The sequence below is a fragment of the Pseudomonas sp. GW822-FHT05A08 genome (genome assembly GCF_058800485.1).
On the sequence record NZ_CM179511.1, the window covers coordinates 6,481,001 to 6,505,607 of the forward strand.

Consider the following 24,607-nt stretch of genomic DNA (forward strand, 5'->3'; position numbering starts at 1 on the left):
ATGACCCAAGACCCGACCACGACAAATCCAAAAAGACTGCGGTAATGGTTATGAGTAAAGCGGATGCCTTCACCCAGGCAGGGAAAACCGCGGTGTTGCAGAACATCCACGGCACGATGCAGTTTCTCCAGCGGTTCCCCCCCTTCAATCAGATGGAAAACGCTCACCTGGCGTATCTGGTCGAGCAATGCCAACTGCGTTTCTACGGCCCCGGCGAAAACATCATCAAACCCGCCGACGGACCGGTCGAACACTTCTATATCGTCAAGCAGGGCCGGGTGGTCGGCGAGCGCCAGCACGCCCTCAAGGGCGGTACCGAAACCACCTTCGAGATCACCGCCGGCGAGTGTTTTCCCCTCGCCGCGCTGCTGGGCGAGCGCGCCACCCGCACCGAACACCTGGCGGCCGAGGACACCTTCTGCCTGCAACTGAACAAGCCGGCCTTCATCAAGCTGTTCGCCCTTTGCGCGGTGTTTCGCGATTTCGCCCTGCGCGGCGTCAGCAGCCTGCTGGACCAGGTCAACCAGCAGGTCCAGCAAAAAGCCGTGGAAACCCTCGGCACCCAGTACTCCCTCAACACCCGGCTGGGCGAACTGGCGATGCGCCACCCAGTGACCTGCAGCCCGTCCACCCCACTGCGCGAAGCCGTGAGCCTGATGCACGAACAGCAGGTCGGCAGCATCGTGGTGGTGGATGAACACAAGGCGCCGCTCGGCATCTTCACCCTGCGCGACCTGCGCCAGGTGGTGGCCGACGGCACCAGCGACTTCAACCAGGGTATCGAACGGCACATGACCCAGGCACCGTTCGCCCTCTCGCCGGACCACAGCGCATTCGACGCCGCCATCGCCATGACCGAACGGCACATCGCCCACGTCTGCCTGGTCAAAGAGCAGCGCCTGTGCGGCGTGGTTTCCGAGCGCGACCTGTTTTCCCTGCAACGGGTCGACCTGGTGCACCTGGCGCGGACCATCCGCAACGCGCCACGGATCGACAACCTGGTGGCGATTCGCGGCGAGATCGGCCAGCTGGTGGAGCGCATGCTCGCCCACGGCGCGTCCTCGACCCAGATCACTCACATCATCACCCTGCTCAACGACCACACCGTGTGCCGGGTCATCGAGCTGACCCTGGCCGACAAGGGCGACCCCGGCGTGCCGTTCAGCTGGCTGTGTTTCGGCAGCGAAGGCCGGCGCGAGCAGACCCTGCACACCGACCAGGACAACGGCATCCTGTTCGAAGCGCGCGACGCGGCTCATGCGGCAGAGATTCGCGGCAAACTGCTGCCCTTGGCGCAGCAGATCAACCAGAGCCTGGCGCTGTGCGGCTTCACCCTGTGCAAGGGCAACATCATGGCCAGCAACCCCGAGCTGTGCCTGTCCCGCGCCGAATGGGCACGACGCTTCGCCGCCTTCATCCGTGAGGCCACGCCGGAGAACCTGCTGGGTTCGAGCATCTATTTCGACCTGCGGGTGGTCTGGGGCGACGAGCAGGGCTGCGCGCAACTGCGCCGCGGCATCCTCGACCAGGTCGGCGACAACCGCCTGTTCCAGCGCATGATGGCCGAGAACGCGCTGCGCCAGCGCCCGCCGGTGGGGCGTTTTCGCGAGTTCGTCCTGGCCAGGAAAAATGGCGAAAAAGCCACCCTCGACCTCAAGGTCCAGGGCCTCACCCCCTTCGTCGACGGTGCGCGCCTGCTGGCCCTGGCCAATGGCATCGATGCCAACAACACCCTGGAGCGCCTGCGCCAGCTGGTGGCCAGGGAAGTCATCGAAACCCTCGACGGCGCCGCGTATGAAGAGGCTTATCACTTCATCCAGCAGACCCGCATGCAACAGCACCAATTGCAGACCCGGCAGAACCTGCCCTACTCCAACCGCGTCGACCCGGACAGCCTCAACCACCTGGACCGGCGGATCCTGCGCGAGTCGATGCGCCAGGCCCAGCGCCTGCAAAGCAGCCTGGCGCTGAGGTATCAGCTATGAGCCTGTTCGCCTGGTTGCGCCCGGCCAGCGCGGTACTCAGCGCCGAACAGCAACAACGCCGCGAGGGCCTGCCCGTCGCCCCGGCGTTGGGTGAATGCAGCCTGCGCGAACAGCGCTGGGTGGTGCTGGACCTGGAAACCAGCGGGCTCAACCTCAATCGCGACCAGGTGCTGTCCATTGGCGCGGTGGTGATAGAAGACGGCGCCATCGACTTCAGCCAGCAATTCGAGCGCACCTTGCAGCGTACCGATCACAAGCTCAGCCCCAGCGTGCTGATTCACGGTCTCGGCCCTAGCGCGATCGCCGCCGGCAGCGACCCGGTGGAAGCCTTGCTGGATTTCATGGCGTTCGTCGGCGACAGCCCGCTGCTGGCCTTCCATGCGCCATTCGACCAGCACATGCTCGGCCGGGCGCTGAAGGACAGCCTGGGTTATCGCCTGCAGCATCCGTTCCTCGACGTCGCCGAAATGGCCCCGCTGCTCTGCCCCCAGGCGCATATCCGCGAAGCCGGGCTGGATGACTGGATGGGCTACTTCAAGCTGCACGCCGGCGAACGCCACCATGCCGCCGCCGACGCCCTGGCCACCGCCGAGCTGGCGCTGATCCTGTTCAGCCGCGCCCGCCAGCAGCAGATCCACAGCCCGCTGAACCTGCAACAACGGCTCAGCCAATGGAAACGCCGGCAGCAGAGCCACTCCTTCTGACCCTGTATCGGCCCGAAACATTGGCTATCCACCCCGCCGACCGGCGCCCATTGCGCGGCTCTTTGCGCCCTGCCACAATCGCGAATAATTCTCGTTAGTTTCAACTTCTCGATTGGGATACCCAGGTGCCGTCAGCCCAAAGCCCCCACAGTGACCTCGTTGGTGCGTTGTATCGCGACCATCGCGGCTGGCTGCTGGCCTGGCTGCGGCGCAACGTGGCCTGCCCGCAACGGGCCGAGGACCTGAGCCAGGACACCTTCGTCCGCCTGCTGGGCCGCGACGAACTGAAAGCCCCGCGCGAGCCGCGGGCGTTCCTGGTGGCCATCGCCAAGGGCCTGCTGTTCGACTACTTCCGCCGCGCCGCGCTGGAGCAGGCCTACCTCACCGAACTGATGCTGATCCCGGAAGAGGAACACCCCTCCCCGGAAGAACAGCAATCGATCCTCGAAGACCTCAAGGCCATCGACCGCCTGCTGGGCAAACTGTCGAGCAAGGCTCGCGCCGCCTTCCTCTATAACCGCCTCGACGGCCTCGGCCACGCCGAAATCGCCGAACGCCTCGGGGTGTCCGTGCCGCGGGTCAGGCAGTACCTGGCCCAGGGCATTCGCCAGTGCTACGTCGCCCTGTACGGTGAGCCGGCATGAGCCCGCTCAACGCCAAACCGGTGTCCGCCCGGGTGCTGGACGCGGCGATTGCCTGGCAGTTGTCGCTGGATTCCGGCGAAGGCAACCCAATGGCCCGCGAAGAATTCGCCAAATGGCACGCTGCCGATGAAGAACACGCCCGCGCCTGGCGCCAGCTGGGCATGCTCGACCAGCGTTTCAGCGTCGCCAGCGGCCCGGCCCGCAGCGCCCTGCTGCAATCGCGGGACGGCATCCGGCGGCGCGTGCGCAAGCTCGGCAGCGGGCTGGCCAGCGTCGCCCTGCTGCTGGGCCTGGCCCTGTTCGCCGGCGACCGTTACGGCCAGCTGGATTACTGGCTCGCCGACCAGCGCACCGCCACCGGGGAGCAGCGCACCCTGCGCCTGGCCGACGGCACCGTGATCAACCTCAATACCCACAGCGCCGTGGATGTGCGTTTCGACGAAAAGCAGCGACGCATCGTGTTGCAGGAAGGCGAGATCCTGGTCGAGACCGGCCACAACGACGCCCGCCCCTTTATCGTCGAAACCCGCGAAGGCCATATGCGCGCGCTGGGCACGCGCTTCCTGGTCAAGCGCGAGGAACAGGGCACGCGCCTGAGCGTGCTGCAATCGGCCGTGGCCGCGCGGCCGGAATCCAGCCAGGACGAGCAGATCCTCAAGGAAGGCCAGCAGGCGCTGATGCGCCGCGATGGCCTCGGCCCGCTGCTGGCCCTGAACCCCGGCGCCGACGCCTGGACCCGCGGCATGCTGGTGGTGGACAACGCACGCCTGGCGGACCTGGTCAGCGAACTGGGGCGCTACCGCCGCGGCCATCTGGGGGTGGCCGACGAGGTGGCCGACCTGCGCATCACCGGCAGCTTCCCGCTGCACGACACCGACCTGGCCCTGAGCGCGCTGCTGCCGACGCTGCCCGTGGCCATCGAGCGGCATACGCCCTGGTGGGTGACGTTGGTGGCGCGGGCCGAGAGCAAGGCCAAGCCCTAGGCGGCACGATTTTTATCGCGAGCAAGCTCCAACTGACGCCGCCTGCCCCAACCTGAAATATCCCTCTTATTTTCGTGAATCGAAATTATTTTCAGTCCGCCCTATCACTTTTTGAATCTCGTCCGGCACATAGGCAATTGAGAAATGTTTCCATCCAGGAGCCGCCGTATGTCCCGCTCGCTAGACACCCTGTTGCGCCCCAGCCTGTTGGCCGTGGCGATTGCCCTTTGCGCCCCGCTGGCCAGCACCCCGCTGATCGCCGCCGAACAGGCGTCCAGCGTGCGCGCCTACAACCTGCCGGCCGCGCCCCTGGCCAGCACCCTGAACCAGATCGCCAGCCAGGCCGGCCTGGCCCTGAGCCTCAACCCGAGCCTGGCCGCCGGCAAGACCTCGGCCCCGGTCAAGGGCCAGTTCGACGCCGCCGGCGCCCTGCGCGAGGCCCTGCGCGGCACCGGCCTGCAACTGGAACAAAGCAGTGCCGGCACCTACAGCCTGGTGGCGATTCCCGACGGTGTGGTGGCCCTGCCGGAAACCAGCATCACCGGCCAGCAGGCTTATGAGAGTGCCTGGGGGCCGGTGGACGGTTACCTCGCCACGCGCACCGCCGCCGGCACCAAGACCGACACCTCGCTGGTCGAAGCGCCGCGTTCGATTTCCGTCGCGACCCGCCAGCAGATGGAAGACCGCAACGTGCAGAATCTGGACGATGCCGTGCGTTACATGCCCGGTATCGTTTCCGCCAGCTACGGCAGCGACACCCGTTATGACTGGATGCGCGTGCGCGGCTTCGAGCCCACCCAATTCCTCGACGGCCTGCCGCTGCCCCGCGGTGTGTATGCCAACCCGAAAGCGGAGACCTGGAACCTCGACCGCCTGGCCCTGCTGCGCGGCCCGGCTTCCTCCGTCTACGGCCAGACCCCTCCGGGCGGCCTGCTGGACATGGTCAGCCGGCGTCCCAGCGCGGAATCGAGCCATGCCATTCAGCTGCAGTACGGCAGCGACAACTACCGCCAGATCAACTTCGCCAGCACCGGCAAGATCGACGATGAAGGCCAGTTCCTCTACGGCCTCAGCGGCGTGGTGCGGGATGCCGGTACGCAGGTCGATCACATCGACAACAGGCGCTACAACATCGCCCCCAGCCTGACCTGGAACATCGATACCGATACCAAGCTGACCCTGCTCTCGCAGTTCACCCGCGACGACACCGGGGCGACCAGCCAGTTCATGCCGATCCAGGGCACCAAGATCAAATCGCCACTGGGCGACGTCTCCCATCACAAGAACCTCGGCGACCCGGACTACGAGTTCTACGACCGTACCTACTACGCCCTGGGCTATGCCTTCGAACACCGTTTCAACGATGTCTGGCAGTTCCGCCAGAACCTGCGCTACACCAAATCGGAGCTGTCCTTCCAGCAACTGACCGTGGGTTCCTACGCCTACTCCCCGGCTGACGCGGCAGGCAATATCAGCCGTACCTCGACCAACGTGGACGAGGACATCAGCCAGTTCGCGGTCGACAACAACTTCCAGGCCGACTTCGCCACCGGCGACATCACCCACACCGTGCTGATCGGTCTGGATCACCAACGGACCGACACTTCCTACCTGTCGATTTACGGCGACGGCGGGACCACCAACATCTTCAATCCGGTTTATGGCCAGCCGATCGTGCGCCCGGCGCGCTCCAGCGCTTACTACGACTACAACCAGAAAACCGTGCAGACCGGCCTCTACGTGCAGGACCAGATGGCCCTGGACAAATGGCGCCTGACCCTGGGCGGGCGTGAAGACTGGGTGCACCAGGGCACCACGTACTTCAACAAGAACGACGTGACCAACACCGACCGCAGCAAGAACTTCAGTGGCAACGCGGCGCTGAGCTATGTGTTCGACTCGGGCCTGGTGCCGTACCTGTCCTACGCCGAATCCTTCCAGCCCGCCAGCAACGCCAGCGTCTCCCCGACCGAGTCGTATAAGCCCACGGAAGGCAAGCAATGGGAGCTGGGCATCAAGTACCAGCCGCCGGGCTCCAACACCCTGCTGAGTGCGGCGGTCTACGACCTGACCCAGAAAAACGTGCTGGTAACCAGCATCGGTGCCGGTGGCGAGTCGGTCACCAACCAGACCGGCGAAGTGAAGGTCAAAGGCCTGGAACTGGAAGCCGTGTCCGACGTGACCGACAACCTCAAGGTCATCGCCGCCTACACCCTGGCCAAGTCCGAGGTGCAAAAAGGCATCTACAAAGGCAACCGCCTGCAACTGATGCCCAACCAGCAAGCCTCCCTGTGGACCGACTACACCTGGCACAGCGGCGTGCTCGACGGTTTCGGCATTGGCGCCGGTGCCCGCTATACCGGCAACACCTACGGCGACCAGGCCAATACCTGGCTGGGCAAGGCCAATGCCTACACGGTGTTCGATGCTGCCGTGCATTACGACCTGGGCCGCCTGGACAACAGCCTCAAAGGCGCGTCGCTGAAACTCAACGCCACCAACCTGTTCGACAAGGACTACCTGTCCACCTGCGATGGTTCCTACTGCTATTTCGGCGATCAGCGTAGCGTGGTCGCCAGTGCCACCTATCAGTGGTAATCGGCTGAGTTAACAACCAGGCCGTCCTGCAAGGACGGCTTTGCTGTGTCTGAAGGCTAAGAAATGAAAAGCAAAACCATCCGCCGCTGGTCCTTTATCCACACCTGGACCAGCCTGATCTGCACGGTGTTCCTGCTGATGCTGGCCCTGACCGGCCTGCCGCTGATCTTTCACCACGAGATCGATCACCTGCTGGGCGACGCGCCGCAGCTGCGGGAAATGCCCGCCGACACCCCACAACTGGACCTGCAGCAGCTGGTGCGCGCCGCCGAGGCCCATCGCCCGGGCGAGGTCATGCAGTACTTCGGCTGGGACGAGGAAGACCCCAACGGCGTGCTCACCATCATGGCCAGGACCGCCGGCACCGAGCCCAACTCGTCCCACACCTTCATGCTCGACGCGCGCACCGGCGAGGCCGTGGAAACGCCCTCGGCCAACGGCGGGCTGATGATGTTCATGCTGCGCCTGCACGTGGACCTGTTCGCCGGCCTGCCAGGCAAGCTGCTGCTGGCGTTCATGGGGCTGCTGTTCGTGCTGGCGATCGTCTCCGGCGTGGTGCTGTACCTGCCGTTCATGCGCCGGCTGGAATTCGCCACGGTGCGCCAGGACAAGTCCACCCGCCTGCGCTGGCTGGACCTGCATAACCTGATCGGCGTGGTGACCCTGACCTGGGCCCTGGTGGTTGGCGTCACCGGGGTGATCAGCGCCTGCGCCGACCTGCTGATCGCGGCCTGGCGCAACGACAGCCTCAGCGCGATGATCGAGCCTTACCGCGAGGCCCCGCCACTGACCCGACTGGCCCCGGCCAGCCGCCTGCTGGAGATCGCCAAGGAGGTGGCGCCGGGCATGCAGCCGGACTTCATCGCCTTCCCCGGCACACGTTTTTCCAGCGAGCATCACTACGCGGTGTTCATGAAAGGCAGCACCCACCTGACCTCGCACCTGCTGACCCCGGTGCTGATCGACGCCAGCACCCTGGAGGTCACCGCGGTGGCCGAACGTCCCTGGTACATGGACGCCATGGGCATGTCGCAACCGCTGCACTTCGGCGACTACGGCGGCCTGCCGATGAAGATCCTCTGGGCAACCCTGGATGTGCTGACCATCATTGTCCTGGGCAGCGGGGTGTACCTGTGGCTGGTGCGGCGCCGCGCGGCCCGGCCGGCATTGGGCGAACCCGCCGCGGTGGCGCCATGAGGCCGCGGCAATCGAATTTCTGGAAGGTCTTCGGCGCGCCGCTGTTCATTGCCGTGCTCTGTGCCGCGGGGCTGTTCTCCGCGCTGCTCGGCGACGGCATCTGGGACGCCCTGAGCTGGCTCGGCCTGGGCGCCCCGGCCCTGATCGCCCTGCGGGGTCTGTTCAACCGCCCGCCACCGGCCTGACCCCGGCGGCGGGGAAACCGCGCCACAGGTACAGCGCCAGCCCCAGGCCGATCGGCAGCACCGGGATGAATACGCGGTTTTCCTGCTGCGCCTCGGCGGCCACCAGTACGCAGAACAGCGCCAGCCCCAGCAGCGGTACATAGCTCGCCGCCAGGCCCCAGCGCCAGGGCCGGGTCACCGGGCCGGGGCCCCGCAGGCTCAGCAGGGCACAGCCCAAAGCCGGCAAGGCCAGCGCCGGCAGCGCCCAGTACCAGGCCATGTAGGCGAACGCCATGATCAGCTCCGGCTCACCCTCGCCGTGGCGGCGAAACTCGTACTGCAAGGCCAGGTACACCGCCAGCGCGCCCGACAGCGTCAGGACCAGGCTGTACAACCCGTGTCGAAAATAACACCTGCGCATTCATCACTCCTTGTCTGTCCTGCATGCCGCCCCTGTGGCCGGGGCCAGAGGCTGCGTTAAGATCCCCGGGGCAGCGAGCCTGCGCTCCACTTCCACCTTCGAGGAATATTCATGTCCACCCCCAGCATGACGCTGTTCCACAACCCGGCATCACCTTATGTGCGCAAAGTCATGGTGCTGCTGCACGAGACCGGCCAGCTGGACCGCGTGGCCCTGCAAGCCAGCCAGTTGACCCCGGTGAACCCGGACACCGCCCTCAACCAGGACAACCCGCTGGGCAAGATTCCCGCCCTGCGCCTGGCCGACGGCAACGTGCTGTACGACAGCCGGGTGATCCTCGACTACCTCGACCAGCAGCATGTCGGCAACCCGCTGATCCCCCGCGAAGGCTCGGCCCGCTGGCGGCGCCCGACCCTGGCGGCCCTGGCCGACGGGATCCTCGATGCCTCGGTGCTGATCCGTTACGAACTGGCCCTGCGCACCCCCGAGAAACACTGGGAGCAGTGGCTCGATGGCCAGCGCGACAAGATCCGCCGCGCCCTGGCCGTGCTCGAGGCCGATGCGATCGCCGAACTGGCCAGCCACTTCGACGTCGCTTCCATCGGCGTCGCCTGTGCCCTGGGTTACCTCGATTTCCGCCACCCCGACCTGCGGTGGCGCGACGCCCAGCCCCAACTGGCGGCCTGGTACGCCGAGGTCAGTCGACGCCCTTCGATGCTGGCGACCCAGCCGCCGGTTTGAAGGCCCCGGGCGCGGTCATCACCTGAAGTACGGTGGTGGCCGGGCCGGCCCTATCGCGAGCAAGCTCGCTACATGGGACACCGCGAAACCTGTAGGCGCGAGCTTGCTCGCGATGGCCGCCCCACGGTGCTTCAGGCAGCAACCCGACTATCCATGCCAGCAAGGCTTCCGCTGCCTGCTGGTCCTCGCGCAACCCCAACGACCTACTCATGGGCCACCTGCGCCTCGAACGTCAGCGGCTGGGCCGGTTTGGCCTGGCCTACGCCGTACCAGTCGAGTTTGCGGGTCAGCACCATGAACACACCCAGCAGGCCGAACAGCAGCAGCGAACCCATCAGCAGCGCGTAATCCTCGGCGCTGAGCAAGCCGTACAACAGGCCATACAAAGCGGCCAGGCCGGCGGCGAAACCCAGGCCGTGGCCCAGGCTGCGCAACACATGGCTGACGTAGAAGCCGATCAGCGCCACACAGGCACCGGCCGACAGCAGGTAGGCCAGGGCGAAGCCGATGTGCTCCGACAGCGACAGCAGCAACAGATAGAAGAACGCCAGGGCCACGCCCACCAGGGCGTACTGCACCGGGTGCACCGCCAGGCTCTTGAGCACCTCGAAGAGGAAGAAGCCGGCAAAGGTCAGGACGATGAACAACAGCGCGTATTTGATCGCCCGGTCGCTCTTGAGGTACTGGTCCACCGGATCGATGAAGCTCACACCGAAGGAGCGGTTCTTGAACTCCTTGCACTGCCCGCTGGCCAGGCAATTGATCAACGCGCTTTCCAGGTTGGTGGAGAAGAACGAGGTCTGCCAGTTGGCGGCGAAACCCAGGTCGGAAATCTCACGCTGGGCCGGCAGGTAGTTGCCGATAAAGCTCGGATGAGGCCAGTCGGCACGCAGGCGCACCTTGCTGGTCTTGCCCACCGGCAGCACCTGCAACTGGCCGGTGCCTTGCAATTGCAGATCGAAGGCGAAGTCCAGGTCGGTGCTGCGCTTGCCGTCCAGCAGCGGCAGATTGACGTGTACCCCCTCCCCAAGCCAGTCAATCCGGCTGCCGGGCGCGAAAGGCAGGTTCTGCCCGTTCAGTTCGAGGGCCAGCGCCTGTTCGATGCCGCGAATGTCGCTGATGCCCACGGCGAGAAACGGCTGCTCGAATTTGTAGTCGACGAAGTCTTCCTTGATCCCCAATTGCTCGGGCAGCGCAAACTGGCCGCTGATGCGGTTGTTGGCATGGAACAGCCGGGCCTGGTAGATCCCCCGGGCGCGCAATTCGGTCCGTACCTGGCCATCGAGTTCGAAATGCTCCGGCAGGAAATACAGCTGCCCGCGCTCTTCTCCCAGCTCCTGGTAACGCTTGTTGGTCTTCTCGTTGGTTTTCCAGGTGCGCACCACCTTGCGATAAGGCACCACCAGCAGCGGGCCGCTCAGTTGCTGGCTGTAGCTGGAGCTGCGGGCGATATCGGTCAGCACACCGTCGCGCAGTTCCTGGCGCTCCTGGATCAGCCCGTCGATCATCAACAGCGGGACCAGCAGCCCCAGGATCAAAAGGGCGATAGCCCCCAGCTTTATGGTCAGATTGCGATTCATGGGTTCTCTCCCTGTTCGAATGAGGGAGAGTCTGGGCAGCCCATGTGGGGGTTTTATGGGGGCTGTGTGGAGACTGTGTGGAGATTGCCCCTCGCCCTTTGCAGGAGCGTCTATCGGTGGCCCCATAGAGATGGGGTGGCTGGCAGATCTGGCGGCCGCTTCGCGCCCGATCGCAGGCTGCGCCAGCGGCTACAGGATGCACGGAGTCTGTGCAGCCGCTGCCGAAGGCTGCGATCGGTCTGCGAAGCAGCCGCAAAACGGTACACGCAGGGAATCAGGCCGGGAACTGCAAGGTCACTTCAACGCCCCCGGCCACGTTGCCGATCCGCATCTGGCCGCCATGCAGCTGCACCACTTCTTCGACAAAGTTCAGCCCCAGGCCGGTGCTTTTGCGCCCACTATCAGGCCGTGGCAGGGAGTAGAAACGTTCGGTCAGGCGCGCCAGGGCGTAGTCCGGGATGGGCTCGGCCTGGTTGAACAGGCTCAACCGCAGCTGGTCGCCCGCCCGACTGGCGCTCAAGCGCAGCACGCCACCGGCGGGGGTGAAGTCCAGGGCGTTTTCCAGCAGGTTGCCCAGGGCCTGGCGCAACAGGAACGCTTCTCCCGACAGCTTCAGCCCCGGGTCGATGCGCTGCTCGACCTGCAGGCCCTTGCCCTCGATCCGTGCCTTCTGGCTGTCCAGCACCTGGTTCGCCAGGTCCGCCAGCGGCACCGCCTCCCGCTCTTCCAGGCCATGGCGCTGCTCGACCTGCGCCAGGTTCAGCAAACGCTCGATCAAGTGCTGCATGCGCGCGCTTTCGCTGTCGATGTTGCTGACGAAACGTGCGCGCTGTTCGCCGGGCATCTCGCTCTGCAGCAGCTCCGCCGCCCCGCGAATCGCCGCCAGCGGGCTTTTCAGTTCGTGGGTCAGGGTGTGCACATAACGCTCGACATAGGCCTTGCCCTCCAGCTGGGTGCGCATGTCCTCCACCGCCGTGGCCAGCTGTTCCAGCTCGCCGCCGCGATAGTGCGGCAGCTCGGCGCGACGGCCTTCGCTGACCGCCTGGGCATAACCGGTCAGGCGGCGCAGGGCAGCGCTCAGCCACCAGGACAGCAAGGCGCCGAACAGCAGGCCCAGGCCGATCAGGGCGGCGCCGTACCACAGCAGGCGGCGCTCGGTGCGGTCGACGTAGGGTTGCAGGGAACTGTTGGGCTTGGCCACGGTGACCACGCCGATGATCCGGCCGTTGTCGCGAATCGGCGCGCCGACATGCATCACCGAGGAGTTCGGGTCATCGGCCACGCTGCGCGAGGAGCGCGCGCCGTATTGGCCACGCAGGGTCAGGTACACGTCGTTCCAGCGCGAATAGTCCTGGCCGACCGCCAGGCCGCTGGAGTCCAGCACCACTTTGCCCTGGGCGTCGGTGACGTAGATGCGGTGGTTGACCTGGTTCTTCGGCAGGCCCCAGATGGTCGCCGCCGGCTGCCGCTCGCCATAGGCCTTGAGCAGCTGCGGCCAGCGGTTCTCGCTGAGGGTGCCGGCCTTGAAGTCATCGCGCAGGATTTCCGCCAGCAGGTTGGCGGTGTCCACCAGGGTTTCCTCGGTGGACTGGCGCACGCCCGGGCGGATCTCCTCCATCACGGTGCTGAGCACGAAATAACCGGTCAGGCCGACGAACAGGACGTAGACCAGGAAAATCCGGATTCCCAACGGCATCAGCTGTGCCCCGGGCTGTAGCTGTAGCCCAGGCCGCGATGGGTCTGGATCGGCTCGGCATCGGCCGTCACCAGTCGCAGCTTGGCCCGCAGGCTCTTGATATGGCTGTCGATGCTGCGCTCGTAGCCGGCATCCGCCGCCACGCCCAGGGCATCGAGCAACTGCTCGCGGCTGAACACCCGCTCGGGTTGCTCCAGCAGGCAATGCAGCAGGCGGAATTCATGGCGGGTCAGGCTTAGCAGCTGGCCGCGGTAGCTGATCTGGAACTTGTCGGTATCGACCTGGAACGGCGAGGCCGGCGCCTCGACCACCGCTCGCGGCGCCATGCGCTTGAGGATGGCCTTGACCCTCGCGGCGACCTCGCGCGGGCTGAAGGGCTTGACCACGTAATCGTCGGCGCCGATTTCCAGGCCCACCACCCGGTCGATTTCACCGTCCCGGGCACTGAGGAACATCACCGGCACCTCGCTGAAGCGCCGCAGTTGCTTGCAGGTTTCGAAGCCGCTGATGTCCGGCAGGCCAATGTCGAGAATCAGCAGGTCCGCCGGTGTATGGCGCTGATAGTCCAGCGCCGCCTGCCCGAGATTCAGCCAGGTGGTGCTGAAACCTTCACCCTGCAGGGCAAAAATCAGCGTATCGGCAATCGCCGCTTCGTCTTCGACAATCAGGATATGAGGCATGGCATCCAAGCACGGGAGGTAAGTGCCAGAACGGTGCCGGATGCCTCATGCGCCGTCAATCAGCAGTCGGGCTTGTCCGCGGTGTAACGCCGGGCCGGGTTCACGGCGGCGCCGAACTCGCGCAGGGCCTTGGCGCCGATCAGCAGCGGGTAGTTGAAGCTGCTGCGGTCGGTCAGGTTGACCTCGACGGTGCGCTTGACGTTACCCAGGCACATTTCCAGGTCGACCACCGGACGCTTGGCCACCTGGGCCTCTTCCTTGTCTTCGTCTTCATCGGCGCGGCTCTTGATCTTGCTGATCCGCGCCACCTTGTGTTCGTAGACCTTGCCGTCGGCGTCCTTGGTCGCCAGGCGGAAACGCACCCACTCCTCGCCATCGCGGGTGAAGGTCTCGATGTCCTTGGCCGACAGCGAGGCGGTCAGGGCGCCGGTGTCCATCTTGGCCTTGAGGGTTTCGCCGATTTCCGGCAGTTGAATGTATTCGTAGCGCCCGTAGAGGGTCGGCTCGGCGGCCATGACCGGCAGCGCCAGCAGGGACAGGAGTGCAAGGACGGATTTCACGTGAGCAGGTTCCTTGGAAAGTGGGCAGCAGGATTTTAGACCGTGGCCGGGCAATTGGTTCGGCCCGCGAGAAAACCCGCAGCCGCCACGATCGGCGAAATTGACCGCCAGCATATCCCGGTATACGTGAAACATTCGTCAGCACATCAGGATTTGGCCTGCCCGGCGAAGGTGCTTATCATGGCGCGCCCAAAGGCTTTCAAGAGTTCCTTATGCGCCGCCTGCTCACCGGCTGTTTCGTCACCCTGCTGCTGTTGCTCAACACCCTGGTCCTGTTCGGGCCGCTGATGGTGTTCGCTCTGCTCAAGCTGGTCCTGCCAGGGCGCCTGCGCGACCATGCGTCGAAGGCGGTGATGTGGATTGCCGAAACCTGGGCCGAAATCGACAAGCTGATCTTCGCCCTGTGCATTCCCACCCAGTGGGATATCCGCGGCGGTGACGAGCTGCGGGGCGACACTTCTTATCTGGTGATCAGCAACCACCAGTCCTGGGTCGACATCCCGGCGCTGATCCAGACTCTCAACCGCCGTACCCCCTTCTTCAAGTTCTTCCTGAAAAAAGAGCTGATCTGGGTGCCCTTCCTCGGCCTCGCCTGGTGGGCCCTGGATTACCCCTTCATGAAGCGCTACAGCAAGGCGTTCCTGGCCAGGAACCCGGAGCTGCAAGGCAAGGACCTGGAAATCACCAAGGCCGCCTGCGAGCTGTTCAAACGCCAGCCGGTCACGGTGGTCAACTACCTGGAAGGCACCCGCTTCACGCCGGCCAAGCGTGAGCAGCAGCAATCCCCTTTCAAGCAGCTGCTCAAGCCGAAGGCCGGCGGCGTGGCCTTCGTGCTGACGGCCATGGGCGAACAGCTCGACGCCATCCTCGATGTGACGGTGGTCTATCCGCAGCAGAAGATTCCCGGTTTCTGGGACCTGATCAGCGGCAACGTGCCGCGGGTGATCGTCGATATCCAGACCCGTGAGCTGGACCCGGCGTTGTGGCAGGGGGATTACGAAAACGATCCGGCGTTTCGCCAGACCGTCCAGAACTGGGTCAACCAGCTCTGGACCGAAAAGGACCAGCGCATCGACGCCTTGCGCGCCGAGCGCCGTTGATCAGCTACCGCTGCCTACGCCCCAGATCCCGCCCAGGCTGTTGAGCAGCGAACCACCCACGCCCTGCTGACCCAGGTATTGCAGGAGCACCGGGGCGAACTGGCCGATCATGCCACTGTCCATGCCCAGGGCGCTGAACGCGCTGTTCAGGTCATTGGTGTTCTGCACGTTACCCAACGCACTCTCCAGGCCGGCGGTCTTGTTGCCACCGCTCTGCCCCAGCAGGCCGCTCAAGGCGCCCAGGCTGCCCAGCGCGTTGCCGCCCGAGAGCTTGTCCAGCCCCGGAACGCTTTTGCTCAGTTGCGAGTAGTCGGTGCTGCTCAGCTGGTTCTTCGCCAGGCCCAGCATCGCGCCGGTACCGCCGATGGCCTGCTCCGGCGTGACATCCAATTGCGAGAGTGCACTGAGCAGATTGGCGGTCTGCGAGGTTGGAGCGGCAGCGGCGGCCTTGTCGCCACCCTGCATGCTGGACACCGCATTGGCGGCATCGCTCAGGCTGAAGCCTGCGGCAAAGACCGGGCTGGCTCCCAGGGTCAGCAACGTAGCCAGTGCAACACTGCGGGAAATTTTCATCGAGACAACCTCTTGAGCATGAAAACCACCCGAGATTGGGTGGGAAAAAGCAGCCATTTGACTGATGGCCAATAGGAATGTTCCCGGTCACGAGTAAATCCCCGAGTAACTATAACGAAGTGAAAAATGCAGTGCCCCGGACTGCAATTGAGCGTACATCATCACCAGCTCACGCTTTTGAAACTGGAGCGAATACTGCTTTTTGGAATGGTGCGATTTTCACTCGCGTAACCACCGATCTCGAATATTTGTCACGTATAGATACAAAACCGGCCTTGAAATTGGATTAAGCGAAGTGTGAGATTCGGGCTCGTTAAATGGGAGGGAGCCCATGTCATCAGCTGATCCACGAAAGCTAGCGTCCAAGGGAGGTCCTACCTCTACTGGCGGTGTCATTCTTGAGGGAAACGACGGTATATACATAGAGGGCCGAATTATCAGTTCGGTTGGCCAACTAGCCAGTTGCCCGGTTTGTGCTATTGGAAAGGGCCCTATTGTTGCCGTAGGGGAAAGGACGGTCTACCTACCGGCGGGTCCCGCCGCACGGGAAGGAGACTATGTCGCCTGTGGCTGTCCACCCTTCACCAATACCCTACTCACACAACAACACAGCGGACTTGCTGGTGTAGATCACTCTGCTCCAGTGGGTAGCGGGATAGCTTTGCTTTCTAGCGCAAGCCTTCCAAAAAGCCTACAAGTCATCATCGAGCGCCAGGATGATATAGAGAAACCTGGGCTGGCCTACAAGATAAAGAATAAAGACCAACTTACCTTATTCAACGACGGTACTTGCCAAACAACCGGAGAGGGAAAAGAACACCCCGTCGAAGACTATTCCTCCTGCGATACTGTTTTTGTGGGTGATGACTCGACTTGGGAGTTTTTCTCCTACGAAGAACCTATTGAATAAGGTGCCTCAATGAAATCAGAAATCACATTGGTCTTTAAAGACTTCCTGATGGATACGCCAGATGGCGTGCATTTCGAGCTTCTTATAGATAACAAACCCATCGATAAAAAAATCACCAAAAAACAAGAATCAACGATTACCTACACTCTGACCGCCCGTAAACTCGAGACGATTGTCAGGGGGCCTGACAATGCAGTTTTGACTACCATTGAAAGCAAGCCGAAATATGAAGTTTCCTTGCTTATCGTTAGTGCCGCCGGCAATAAGAAAGCCATAGGAAAAGCCACGCTAACCGTAGGAAATCGGTTAAATCTGGTTGCGGTATCTCCATGGACAAAAATCCAGCTATCGACTCAGGACACGCCATCGAATGATAACTTCTACTCAGTAGAGTACGGAGTAAAGAATAATAACAATGAAATCAGAACGGTAAAAATCGCCGTTCATGACATACCTAGAAAAATATTGATGAAAGCACTTTCCCATCGTGGTTCGACCGATTGGGCAGGACCAAAAGAAAAGGAATCGCTACCTCATCCAACTCTAGAGAAAACCACCTCATTCAAGAAAAACACTAACAAATGCAACTTGTTCGTTTACGACGTTCTCACTTCTGTCGGTATTTCCGTGGCGCTTATTGAACATGGTCGACTGACATGGCTTCCAGGCAATGGTAGCCTGAGTCCGCCCTTGGCTGCCGAGTGGGGTAATCCTGACAAGTTACTCAATAGCTGGAAAGTCGAGACACAACCGCTACCTGGCGATATTGGTGCTTACACCGCCAATTATTCAGACGCGAGTGGTCACGTTGGTTTTGTCGTTGCCAAGGGGGTTTGTGTATCTGCGGGCTGGTTAAAGGTTGAGGTCAATGATGCAGGTTTCCGAAACTTCAATGGCACCGCCTCCAGGGGTGATCATGACTTTACTGTTTTCCGTCGCTACAAACACAGCAAACCACAATGAAAAAAATCCTGTATCCACTCTTGGCCATTGCACTCATCTCCATCGTGGCCTGGCGCGTCTGGTCACCGGTCGATGATTTGGCCTGTGCAGGCCAAACCGTAGCCAACGGCCCGCTGACCCGTTTCGTTACCGACTACTTCAAGCAAGGTAATGAAAGAGCCTGGCAAGAAGACACCAACGTCTTCGATATCCTCGCCGAACCCACGGCCAGCAGCATCACCCAGCAGCCGCAAGCGTATTACTGCGAAGCGCTCGGTCTGCTTGAAAGTCCGACACGCACACAGTCGGAGAAGGTCTATACCTCGATCCTGATGCTGAAGCTGCCCATCAACCATTACCTGAACCTCATGGATCACAGCCACAGGTTTTATAAAGAGGGGCGGATCGATGACACAGTGCTGGGGTTTGTCCTTAAACCCAGAGGAACCGCACTCAACTATTGGTGGCTTCCGCAATGGCGCTCCCGCTTCAACCGAGATGCGCCGTCTGTGTTCCCTCCACCCGATATTGCAGAAATACTGTCCGGAAAGTACTGGCTCCACTATCCGGGCGCAGGTTTCTGAACATCGAAAACAGACATAAAAAAGGGCGACCCGAGGGTCGCCCTTTTTACTGCGTCAAAGCCTTAGGCCGCACTGAACAGCTTGTGCGGGTCGATGACGAATTTCTTCGGCACGCCGGCGTCGAATTCGCCGTAGCCACGCGGGGCGTCGTCCAGGCTGATGACCTGCACGCCGACCACTTCGGCGATGTTGATGCGGTCCCACATGATGGCTTGCATCAGTTGGCGGTTGTACTTCATCACCGGGGTCTGGCCGGTGTGGAAGCTGTGGGACTTGGCCCAGCCGAGGCCGAAGCGGATGCTCAGGCTGCCCATCTTGGCCGCGGCATCCACCGCGCCCGGGTCTTCGGTGACGTAGAGGCCGGGAATACCGATCTTGCCAGCAACCCGCACCACGCCCATCAACGAGTTGAGCACCGTGGCCGGCGCTTCGTGCTGGGCACCGGCATGGCCATGGCCGCGGGCCTCGAAGCCCACCGCGTCGACCGCGCAATCCACTTCCGGCTCGCCGAGCAGGGCGGCGATCTGTTCGTGCAATGGAGTGTCCTTGGACAAGTCGGCGATTTCAAAACCCTGGGCCTTGGCGTGGGCCAGGCGCACCGGGTTGACGTCGCCAACGATCACCACCGCCGCGCCCAGCAGACGGGCGGACGCAGCCGCGGCCAGGCCTACCGGGCCGGCACCGGCGATGTAGACGCTACTGCCCGGGCCGACGCCGGCCGTTACCGCGCCGTGATAGCCGGTCGGCAGGATGTCGGACAGGCAGGTCAGGTCGCGGATCTTCTCCATGGCCTTGTCGCGGTCCGGCAGTTTCAGCAGGTTGAAGTCAGCGTACGGCACCAGCACGTATTCGGCCTGGCCGCCGGTCCAGTCGCCCATGTCGACGTAGCCGTAGGCACCGCCGGCGCGAGCCGGGTTGACGGTCAGGCAGACCCCGGTGTGTTGCTCCTTGCAGGAACGGCAGCGCCCGCAAGCCACGTTGAACGGCACCGAGACCAGGTCGCCGAGCTTCAGGTTCTCGACGTCGCTGCCCTTCTCCACCACCTCGCCGGTGATTTCGTGACCCAGGACCAGGCCGACCTGGGCGGTGGTACGGCCGCGCACCATGTGCTGGTCCGAGCCGCAGATATTGGTGGATACCACGCGCAGGATGACGCCGTGCTCAATCTTCCTGCCGCGCGGGTCCTGCATTTTTGGATAGTCGATTTTCTGTACTTCGACCTTGCCATTGCCGAGATACACGACACCACGATTACCAGACATGCTTTCACCTCGCTGTTGTTATTAGAGCAGCTACAAGCGTCAAGCCATAAGCCGCAAGTTTGAAGCGTGAAACCGTTGCTACGTCTGACATCTACCGCTCTTTCTTGCGGCTTGAAGCTCGAAACTTGCAGCTGCCGCTAAAGCACCACCGTCCGGTTGGCGTTGAGGAACACCCGCCGTTCGATGTGATAACCCACGGCCCGCGCCAGGGTCAGGCCTTCGATATCGCGCCCCTTGGCGATCAGGTCCTCGGGGTAATGACTGTGGTCCACCACTTCCACGCCCTGGGCGATGATCGGGCCCTCGTCCAGGTCATTGTTGATGTAGTGCGCGGTGGCGCCCACCAGTTTCACGCCCTTGTTGTAGGCCTGGTGATAAGGCTTGGCGCCCTTGAAACCGGGCAGCAGGGAGTGGTGGATGTTGATCGCCTTGCCATCGAGCTTGCGGCACAGCTCCGGCGACAGCACTTGCATGTAGCGCGCAAGGATCACCAGTTCGGCGCCGGAGTCCTCGATCACCTGCCACACCTGGCGCTCCTGGGACGGCTTGTCGTTGGGGTCCAGGGGGAAGTGGTAATACGGGATCTGGTGCCAGTCGGCCAAGGGCTTGAGGTCCGGGTGGTTGGACACCACCGCCACCACGTCCATCGCCAGTTGGCCGATGCGTTGGCGGTAGAGCAGGTCGTTGAGGCAGTGATCAGCCTTGGAGACCATGATCACCACTTTCGGCCGATGCTGCGGCGGGGTCAGTTCGACGTTCATGTCGAAAGCCCGGGCGCGCTCGGCCAGACCGTCGCGCAGGCCCTGCTCGTTGAAATTCTCGGGCTGGCGGAATTCCACGCGAATGAAAAAACGCGCCGAAAGCCGGTCATCGAAGGAGTGGTGCTCGGTGACGTAGCAGCCCTGCTCGAACAGAAAGCGGGTCACCGCGTCCACCGTGCCGAGCACGCTGGGGCAGTCGGCGGTGAGAATCCAGGTATCGGGTGCGCGGCTCATGCGGGGTGACTCCTGTTCGTAAGTACACTTCTGTAGCCGCTGCCGCAGGCTGCGATAAGGTCCAAAGGACCTTCCAGCGCCCTCAAGAGCGACGCCCCCTGCGGGGTCGATCGCAGCCTTCGGCAGCGGCTACAGGGATTTGTGTTACGCCTGGACGCTGAGGCCGTATTCGGCGGCGGCATCCTGCAGCCACAACCACCAGTAATCGGAGAAGCTGCGGCGGATCACCAGTTCCCAGGTGTCTTCGCCCATGCGGCGGATCACCAGTTGCGACTTGGCGAACACAGTGCCGACGGCCTTGCCCACCGGAAAATTGTTGGGGTGCACGTCGTAGCTGGTGGACTTCATCAGCACTTGGCGCACGTTCGGGCCGGACAGTTCGAGAATCTGCTGGCCGCCACTGACGTTGACGATCTGGATGTGCAGGTCGCCCAGCGCTTCGCGCAGTTTTTTCTCGGCGGCGAATTCTTCGCCGCTCGGCACCACCAGCAGCCATTCGTCCGGGCCCATCCACTGCAGGCTGGTCTCGCCCTTGGCGACCACGGTCAGGGCCACTGGCAGCTCCAGGCCCAGGGCCTTGTGCACGCCGGCAGCGAAGGCCGGGTCATGAGCATCGCCACGGAGGGTCAGGTGGCCGAGGAGTTTCTTCTCGCGCAGGGTCACGCCTGCGTTCTTGCGGCCCTTGCCCACCAGGCTGGCGAGGTCGGCATGGTGCAGCGACGACTCGGCTTTGGCGCCAGTGGTCGGGCGCTGTTGGTAAACGTTGACTGCGGTCATAGAGCACCTGTCTTGAAATTCTGTTGTGCGAAAACCACCGATCCTGTAGCCGCTGCCGCAGGCTGCGAACGACTGCGAAGCAGGCGCCGCTCTTGATGGCGCCGGAAGGTTCTTCGAACCTTATCGCAGCCTTCGGCAGCGGCTACAGGACCTTTGTTAAACGTTCTGGCGATCGCCTTTCGGATCGAAGAACACCGAAGAAACGATTTCCGCCTCGATCACCGTGCCGTCGGCCAATGGCGCGAACACCCGCTCGCCCATCCGCTTCAGGCCGCCCTTGACCACACCCATGGCAAACGAATAACCCAGGGAGTTATGGGCATAGCTGGAGGTCACGTGACCGACCATGCTCATCGGGATCGCCTGCTTGGTGTTGAACACCAGTTGCGCGCCTTCCGGCAGCCACTGGTTCGGGTCGATCGGTTTCAGGCCCACCAGTTGCTTGCGCTGGTCGCGCACGCAGTCTTCGCGGTTCATGCCACGCCAGCCGATCCACGAGAACGGTTTGGTGCGACCGACACACCAGCCCATGTTCAGGTCGTCCGGGGTCATCGAGCCGTCGGTGTCCTGGCCGACGATGATGAAGCCCTTCTCGGCCCGCAGTACGTGCATGGTTTCGGTGCCGTACGGGGTCAGGTTGTACTTCTTGCCGGCCTCGACGATCTGCTCCAGTACGCCCATGGCGTAATCGGCCTGGACGTTGACTTCGTACGACAGCTCGCCGGTGAAGGAAATGCGGAACACCCGCGCCGGCACACCGCCCACCAGACCTTCTTTCCAGGTCATGAACGGGAAGCCGTCCTTGTCCAGGTCGATGTCGGTGACTTCGCTGAGCAGCTTGCGGCTGTTCGGCCCGGACAAGGTCATGGTCGCCCAGTGGTCGGTGACCGAGGTGAAGTACACCTTGAGGTCCGGCCATTCGGTCTGCTGATAGATCTCCAGCCATTGCAGGACGCGCGCCGCGCCGCCCGTGGTGGTGGTCATGATGAAGTGGTTTTCGCCGACGCAGGCGGTCACGCCGTCGTCGAAGACCATGCCGTCTTCCTTGCACATCAGGCCGTAGCGCGCCTTGCCCACGTCGAGCTTGGTCCAGGCGTTGGTGTAGATGCGGTTGAGGAACTCACGGGCGTCCGGGCCCTGGATATCGATCTTGCCCAGGGTCGAGGCGTCGAGCAGGCCGACGCTGTCGCGCACCGCCTTGCACTCGCGCTTGACCGCGGCGTGCAGGTCTTCGCCATTCTTCGGGAAGTACCAGGGGCGCTTCCACTGGCCGACGTCCTCGAACTCGGCGCCGTTCTTCACGTGCCACGCATGCAGCGCGGTGAAACGCACAGGCTCGAAGATGTGCCCGCAGTGACGACCGGCCACGGCGCCGAAAGTCACCGGCGTGTAGTTCGGACGGAACATGGTGGTGCCCATCTGCGGGATGCTCACGTTCAGCGAACGGGCCGCAATAGCCAGGCCGTTGACGTTGCCGAGCTTGCCCTGGTCGGTACCGAAGCCCAGCGCGGTGTAGCGCTTGACGTGCTCGACCGACTCGAAGCCCTCGCGGGTCGCCAGTTCGATGGCGGCGGCGGTGACGTCGTTCTGCAGGTCGACGAATTGCTTGGGTGCCCGCGCGGTGCCTTTTTCATGGGGCACCTGGAACAGCGCCAGGGTCGGTTCTTCCACACGGCTGAGGGCCTTGGGCAGTACCGCTTCCACGGCCTTGAAACCCGCTTCGCTGGCGGCACGCACGCCACCTTCGAAACCGTCGGCCAGGGAATCGCCGAGGCCGTAGACGCCGTTGATGCCGCCGACACACACGCGTTTCTGCGGTGCTTCGCCCGGTACGAAACCGAGGATGTCTTCACGCCAGATCGGCTTGCCGCCCAGGTGCGACGCCAGGTGCACCACCGGGCTGTAGCCGCCGGAGCTGGCAATCAGGTCGCAGTCCAGCCACTCGCCCGGGCTTGTGACCTTGTGAGCCTTGACGTCGATCGCCGCGACGCGGGCGCCGGTCACATGCTTGCTGCCACGGGCTTCGATCACCGCACTGGAAGTGAGGATGCGAATGCCCTTGGCGCGGGCTTCTTCCACCAGCGCGCCGCGTGGGTTGTGACGGGCATCGGCGATGGCCACCACTTGCAGGCTGGCATCGAGCCAGTCCAGGGCCACACGGTAAGCGTGGTCGTTGTTGGTGCTCAGCACCAGCTTCTTGCCCGGTGCCACGCCGTAGCGGCGCACGTAGACCGAGACCGCGCCGGCCAGCATGTTGCCCGGCACGTCGTTGTTGCCGTAGACCAGCGGACGCTCGCAGGCGCCGGTGGCCAGTACCACGCGCTTGGCGCGCACCCGGTGGATGCGCTGGCGCACCTGGCCGATTGGTGCGCGGTCGCCGAGGTGGTCGGTCAGGCGCTCGTGAATGGTCAGGAAGTTATGGTCGTGGTAGCCGTTCACGGTAGCCCGTGGCAGCAGGGTCACGTCCGGCAGCGACTTCAGCTCGGCGACCACGGTGGCGATCCACTCGGCCGCCGGCTTGCCATCCAGGCTTTCGCGGCTGTCCAGCAGGCTGCCGCCGAATTCTTCCTGCTCGTCGGCGAGGATCACCCGCGCACCGCTGCGCGCAGCCGCCAGGGCCGCGGCCAGGCCGGCGGGGCCGGCACCGACGATCAGCACGTCACAGTGCTGGTTCATGTAGTCGTAGGTGTCCGGATCGTTCTCGGTCGGCGAGCGACCCAGGCCCGCGGCCTTGCGGATGTACTTCTCGTAGGTCATCCAGAACGATTGCGGGTACATGAAGGTTTTGTAGTAGAAGCCCGGCGGCATCAGCTTGCCGCCGACCTTGCCGAGAATCCCCATCATGTCGTTGTTGACGCTCGGCCAGCCGTTGGTGCTGGTGGCGACCAGGCCCTGGTACAGCGCCTGTTGGGTGGCGCGCACGTTGGGGATCTGGGTGGCTTCGGTGGCGCCGATCTGCAGCACCGCGTTCGGCTCTTCGGCACCGGCGGCGAAGATCCCGCGCGGCCGGGAATACTTGAAGCTGCGACCGATGATGTCCACGCCGTTGGCCAGCAGGGCGGCGGCCAGGGTGTCGCCTTCGAAGCCTTTGTAGGTCTGGCCGTTGAAGGTGAAGCTGAGGACTTTGTTGCGGTCGATGCGTCCGCCGTTGGACAGGCGATTGGACTGGCTCATACCTTCTCTCCCAGAGCCTGCGTGGCCGCTTTCGGGCTATCGGTCTTGTCGGTGAATTGCGGCTTGGTACCGATCTTGTAGGTTTCGAGAATCTCGTAGGTCACGGTGTCGCGGGTGGCGTTGAAGTACTGACGGCAGCCGGCGGCATGGATCCACAGCTCGTGGTGCAGACCGCGAGGGTTGTCGCGGAAGAACATGTAGTCGCCCCACTCCTCGTCGGTGCAGTTGTTCGGGTCCAGTGGACGCGGGATATGCGCCTGGCCGGACGAATGGAATTCCTCTTCGGAGCGCAGTTCGCCGCAGTGAGGACAGAAGATGTGCAACATAGGGATTTCTC

Annotated in this window: 23 protein-coding genes; 12 read left to right on the top strand and 11 right to left on the bottom strand. The window is 63.3% G+C overall.

The features are described 5' to 3' along the window. The first annotated feature begins 44 nt into the window (after positions 1-44). The 7 genes from AC3RCP_RS29360 to AC3RCP_RS29390 all read left to right on the top strand — a co-directional run bounded on the left by AC3RCP_RS29360 (position 45) and on the right by AC3RCP_RS29390 (position 8,296). On the top strand, positions 45-1,985 hold the full coding sequence (locus tag AC3RCP_RS29360) for a DUF294 nucleotidyltransferase-like domain-containing protein (protein ID WP_492570655.1): 1,941 nt from the start codon (positions 45-47) through the stop codon (positions 1,983-1,985). Continuing rightward, on the top strand, positions 1,982-2,689 hold the full coding sequence (locus AC3RCP_RS29365) for a 3'-5' exonuclease (RefSeq protein WP_277589737.1): 708 nt from the start codon (positions 1,982-1,984) through the stop codon (positions 2,687-2,689). The genes AC3RCP_RS29360 and AC3RCP_RS29365 overlap by 4 nt, the downstream gene beginning before the upstream one ends. 125 nt (positions 2,690-2,814) lie before the next feature. Then, positions 2,815-3,333, top strand: a complete 519-nt coding sequence (locus tag AC3RCP_RS29370) for an RNA polymerase sigma factor (protein ID WP_007926037.1) — start codon at positions 2,815-2,817, stop codon at positions 3,331-3,333. Next, positions 3,330-4,316, top strand: coding sequence for a FecR domain-containing protein (locus tag AC3RCP_RS29375; protein WP_492570654.1), 987 nt, complete (start codon positions 3,330-3,332; stop codon positions 4,314-4,316). The genes AC3RCP_RS29370 and AC3RCP_RS29375 overlap by 4 nt, the downstream gene beginning before the upstream one ends. Before the next feature lie 168 nt (positions 4,317-4,484). Continuing rightward, positions 4,485-6,914 (top strand): TonB-dependent siderophore receptor, encoded by a 2,430-nt coding sequence (locus AC3RCP_RS29380; RefSeq protein WP_492570653.1) that lies wholly within the window; start codon positions 4,485-4,487, stop codon positions 6,912-6,914. Positions 6,915-6,977: 63 nt separating this feature from the next. Further along, positions 6,978-8,111, top strand: a complete 1,134-nt coding sequence (locus tag AC3RCP_RS29385; protein ID WP_053262910.1) for a PepSY-associated TM helix domain-containing protein — start codon at positions 6,978-6,980, stop codon at positions 8,109-8,111. Then, positions 8,108-8,296 (top strand): hypothetical protein, encoded by a 189-nt coding sequence (locus AC3RCP_RS29390; protein WP_009045929.1) that lies wholly within the window; start codon positions 8,108-8,110, stop codon positions 8,294-8,296. Before AC3RCP_RS29385 ends, AC3RCP_RS29390 begins: the two co-directional genes overlap by 4 nt. Here the strand turns inward: AC3RCP_RS29390 and AC3RCP_RS29395 are convergent. After that, a complete protein-coding gene (locus AC3RCP_RS29395; RefSeq protein ID WP_053262912.1) occupies positions 8,274-8,696 on the bottom strand; it encodes a hypothetical protein in 423 nt (140 codons plus the stop codon). The two genes, AC3RCP_RS29390 and AC3RCP_RS29395, sit on opposite strands and share 23 nt — an antisense overlap. Before the next feature lie 111 nt (positions 8,697-8,807). On the opposite strand from AC3RCP_RS29395, the gene AC3RCP_RS29400 reads away from it, so the two are divergent. Beyond that, on the top strand, positions 8,808-9,437 hold the full coding sequence (locus tag AC3RCP_RS29400) for a glutathione S-transferase (RefSeq protein WP_492570652.1): 630 nt from the start codon (positions 8,808-8,810) through the stop codon (positions 9,435-9,437). A 203-nt stretch (positions 9,438-9,640) separates the two neighbouring features. On the opposite strand, the gene creD is transcribed toward AC3RCP_RS29400, so the two are convergent. From creD to rloA2, 4 genes are all read right to left on the bottom strand, one after another. Beyond that, a complete protein-coding gene (gene creD / locus AC3RCP_RS29405) occupies positions 9,641-11,017 on the bottom strand; it encodes a cell envelope integrity protein CreD (protein WP_492570651.1) in 1,377 nt (458 codons plus the stop codon). A gap of 274 nt (positions 11,018-11,291) precedes the next feature. Then, positions 11,292-12,713 (bottom strand): two-component system sensor histidine kinase CreC, encoded by a 1,422-nt coding sequence (creC, locus tag AC3RCP_RS29410; RefSeq protein WP_492570650.1) that lies wholly within the window; start codon positions 12,711-12,713, stop codon positions 11,292-11,294. After that, a complete protein-coding gene (gene creB, locus AC3RCP_RS29415; protein WP_062824395.1) occupies positions 12,713-13,393 on the bottom strand; it encodes a two-component system response regulator CreB in 681 nt (226 codons plus the stop codon). The genes creC and creB overlap by 1 nt, the downstream gene beginning before the upstream one ends. A 59-nt stretch (positions 13,394-13,452) precedes the next feature. Continuing rightward, a complete protein-coding gene (gene rloA2 / locus AC3RCP_RS29420; protein ID WP_038575213.1) occupies positions 13,453-13,953 on the bottom strand; it encodes a retropepsin-like aspartic peptidase RloA2 in 501 nt (166 codons plus the stop codon). Between the two features lie 212 nt (positions 13,954-14,165). Between rloA2 and yihG the strand changes: the two genes are divergently transcribed. After that, positions 14,166-15,053, top strand: a complete 888-nt coding sequence (yihG, locus tag AC3RCP_RS29425; protein ID WP_492570649.1) for a 1-acylglycerol-3-phosphate O-acyltransferase, YihG family — start codon at positions 14,166-14,168, stop codon at positions 15,051-15,053. Here yihG and AC3RCP_RS29430 read toward each other — a convergent pair whose 3' ends face one another. Next, positions 15,054-15,626: a DUF2780 domain-containing protein gene (locus AC3RCP_RS29430; protein WP_097135183.1), complete on the bottom strand. Its 573-nt coding sequence runs from the start codon at positions 15,624-15,626 to the stop codon at positions 15,054-15,056. It lies immediately after the preceding gene. Positions 15,627-15,957: 331 nt separating this feature from the next. Between AC3RCP_RS29430 and AC3RCP_RS29435 the strand changes: the two genes are divergently transcribed. Genes AC3RCP_RS29435 through AC3RCP_RS29445 form a run of 3 tightly spaced genes read left to right on the top strand, consistent with a single transcriptional unit; the run spans position 15,958 to position 18,062 of the window. Continuing rightward, positions 15,958-16,536, top strand: coding sequence for a PAAR domain-containing protein (locus AC3RCP_RS29435; RefSeq protein WP_492570648.1), 579 nt, complete (start codon positions 15,958-15,960; stop codon positions 16,534-16,536). Positions 16,537-16,545: 9 nt separating this feature from the next. Then, the gene (locus AC3RCP_RS29440; protein ID WP_081232268.1) at positions 16,546-17,499 is read left to right on the top strand and encodes a CHAP domain-containing protein; all 954 of its coding nucleotides are present in this window, start codon (positions 16,546-16,548) and stop codon (positions 17,497-17,499) included. Continuing rightward, positions 17,496-18,062 carry a hypothetical protein gene (locus AC3RCP_RS29445; protein ID WP_101339314.1) on the top strand — a complete coding sequence of 189 codons (567 nt, stop codon included), beginning with the start codon at positions 17,496-17,498 and terminating at the stop codon, positions 18,060-18,062. Before AC3RCP_RS29440 ends, AC3RCP_RS29445 begins: the two co-directional genes overlap by 4 nt. Before the next feature lie 62 nt (positions 18,063-18,124). On the opposite strand, the gene fdhA is transcribed toward AC3RCP_RS29445, so the two are convergent. The 5 genes from fdhA to AC3RCP_RS29470 all read right to left on the bottom strand — a co-directional run bounded on the left by fdhA (position 18,125) and on the right by AC3RCP_RS29470 (position 24,596). Beyond that, complete coding sequence (fdhA, locus tag AC3RCP_RS29450; protein ID WP_053262918.1) at positions 18,125-19,324, bottom strand: formaldehyde dehydrogenase, glutathione-independent; 1,200 nt, start codon at positions 19,322-19,324, stop codon at positions 18,125-18,127. A 137-nt stretch (positions 19,325-19,461) separates the two neighbouring features. Beyond that, positions 19,462-20,319 carry a formyltetrahydrofolate deformylase gene (gene purU, locus AC3RCP_RS29455; protein ID WP_007926386.1) on the bottom strand — a complete coding sequence of 286 codons (858 nt, stop codon included), beginning with the start codon at positions 20,317-20,319 and terminating at the stop codon, positions 19,462-19,464. Positions 20,320-20,463: 144 nt separating this feature from the next. Continuing rightward, positions 20,464-21,096 (bottom strand): sarcosine oxidase subunit gamma, encoded by a 633-nt coding sequence (locus tag AC3RCP_RS29460; protein WP_087089457.1) that lies wholly within the window; start codon positions 21,094-21,096, stop codon positions 20,464-20,466. Positions 21,097-21,252: 156 nt separating this feature from the next. Then, on the bottom strand, positions 21,253-24,270 hold the full coding sequence (locus tag AC3RCP_RS29465) for a sarcosine oxidase subunit alpha (protein WP_009045941.1): 3,018 nt from the start codon (positions 24,268-24,270) through the stop codon (positions 21,253-21,255). Then, the gene (locus AC3RCP_RS29470) at positions 24,267-24,596 is read right to left on the bottom strand and encodes a sarcosine oxidase subunit delta (RefSeq protein ID WP_007926380.1); all 330 of its coding nucleotides are present in this window, start codon (positions 24,594-24,596) and stop codon (positions 24,267-24,269) included. Before AC3RCP_RS29470 ends, AC3RCP_RS29465 begins: the two co-directional genes overlap by 4 nt. Positions 24,597-24,607 lie beyond the last annotated feature (11 nt).

What these genes read in the sequence shown, in the direction of transcription:
- AC3RCP_RS29360 (WP_492570655.1), top strand. Translation starts at nt 45, where the DNA reads ATGGTTATGAGTAAAGCGGATGCCTTCACCCAGGCAGGGAAAACCGCG.
- AC3RCP_RS29365 (WP_277589737.1), top strand. Translation starts at nt 1,982, where the DNA reads ATGAGCCTGTTCGCCTGGTTGCGCCCGGCCAGCGCGGTACTCAGCGCC.
- AC3RCP_RS29375 (WP_492570654.1), top strand. Translation starts at nt 3,330, where the DNA reads ATGAGCCCGCTCAACGCCAAACCGGTGTCCGCCCGGGTGCTGGACGCG.
- AC3RCP_RS29380 (WP_492570653.1), top strand. Translation starts at nt 4,485, where the DNA reads ATGTCCCGCTCGCTAGACACCCTGTTGCGCCCCAGCCTGTTGGCCGTG.
- AC3RCP_RS29385 (WP_053262910.1), top strand. Translation starts at nt 6,978, where the DNA reads ATGAAAAGCAAAACCATCCGCCGCTGGTCCTTTATCCACACCTGGACC.
- AC3RCP_RS29390 (WP_009045929.1), top strand. Translation starts at nt 8,108, where the DNA reads ATGAGGCCGCGGCAATCGAATTTCTGGAAGGTCTTCGGCGCGCCGCTG.
- AC3RCP_RS29395 (WP_053262912.1), bottom strand. Translation starts at nt 8,696, where the DNA reads ATGCGCAGGTGTTATTTTCGACACGGGTTGTACAGCCTGGTCCTGACG.
- AC3RCP_RS29400 (WP_492570652.1), top strand. Translation starts at nt 8,808, where the DNA reads ATGTCCACCCCCAGCATGACGCTGTTCCACAACCCGGCATCACCTTAT.
- creD (WP_492570651.1), bottom strand. Translation starts at nt 11,017, where the DNA reads ATGAATCGCAATCTGACCATAAAGCTGGGGGCTATCGCCCTTTTGATC.
- creC (WP_492570650.1), bottom strand. Translation starts at nt 12,713, where the DNA reads ATGCCGTTGGGAATCCGGATTTTCCTGGTCTACGTCCTGTTCGTCGGC.
- creB (WP_062824395.1), bottom strand. Translation starts at nt 13,393, where the DNA reads ATGCCTCATATCCTGATTGTCGAAGACGAAGCGGCGATTGCCGATACG.
- yihG (WP_492570649.1), top strand. Translation starts at nt 14,166, where the DNA reads ATGCGCCGCCTGCTCACCGGCTGTTTCGTCACCCTGCTGCTGTTGCTC.
- AC3RCP_RS29430 (WP_097135183.1), bottom strand. Translation starts at nt 15,626, where the DNA reads ATGAAAATTTCCCGCAGTGTTGCACTGGCTACGTTGCTGACCCTGGGA.
- AC3RCP_RS29435 (WP_492570648.1), top strand. Translation starts at nt 15,958, where the DNA reads ATGTCATCAGCTGATCCACGAAAGCTAGCGTCCAAGGGAGGTCCTACC.
- AC3RCP_RS29440 (WP_081232268.1), top strand. Translation starts at nt 16,546, where the DNA reads ATGAAATCAGAAATCACATTGGTCTTTAAAGACTTCCTGATGGATACG.
- AC3RCP_RS29445 (WP_101339314.1), top strand. Translation starts at nt 17,496, where the DNA reads ATGAAAAAAATCCTGTATCCACTCTTGGCCATTGCACTCATCTCCATC.
- fdhA (WP_053262918.1), bottom strand. Translation starts at nt 19,324, where the DNA reads ATGTCTGGTAATCGTGGTGTCGTGTATCTCGGCAATGGCAAGGTCGAA.
- purU (WP_007926386.1), bottom strand. Translation starts at nt 20,319, where the DNA reads ATGAGCCGCGCACCCGATACCTGGATTCTCACCGCCGACTGCCCCAGC.
- AC3RCP_RS29460 (WP_087089457.1), bottom strand. Translation starts at nt 21,096, where the DNA reads ATGACCGCAGTCAACGTTTACCAACAGCGCCCGACCACTGGCGCCAAA.
- AC3RCP_RS29465 (WP_009045941.1), bottom strand. Translation starts at nt 24,270, where the DNA reads ATGAGCCAGTCCAATCGCCTGTCCAACGGCGGACGCATCGACCGCAAC.
- AC3RCP_RS29470 (WP_007926380.1), bottom strand. Translation starts at nt 24,596, where the DNA reads ATGTTGCACATCTTCTGTCCTCACTGCGGCGAACTGCGCTCCGAAGAG.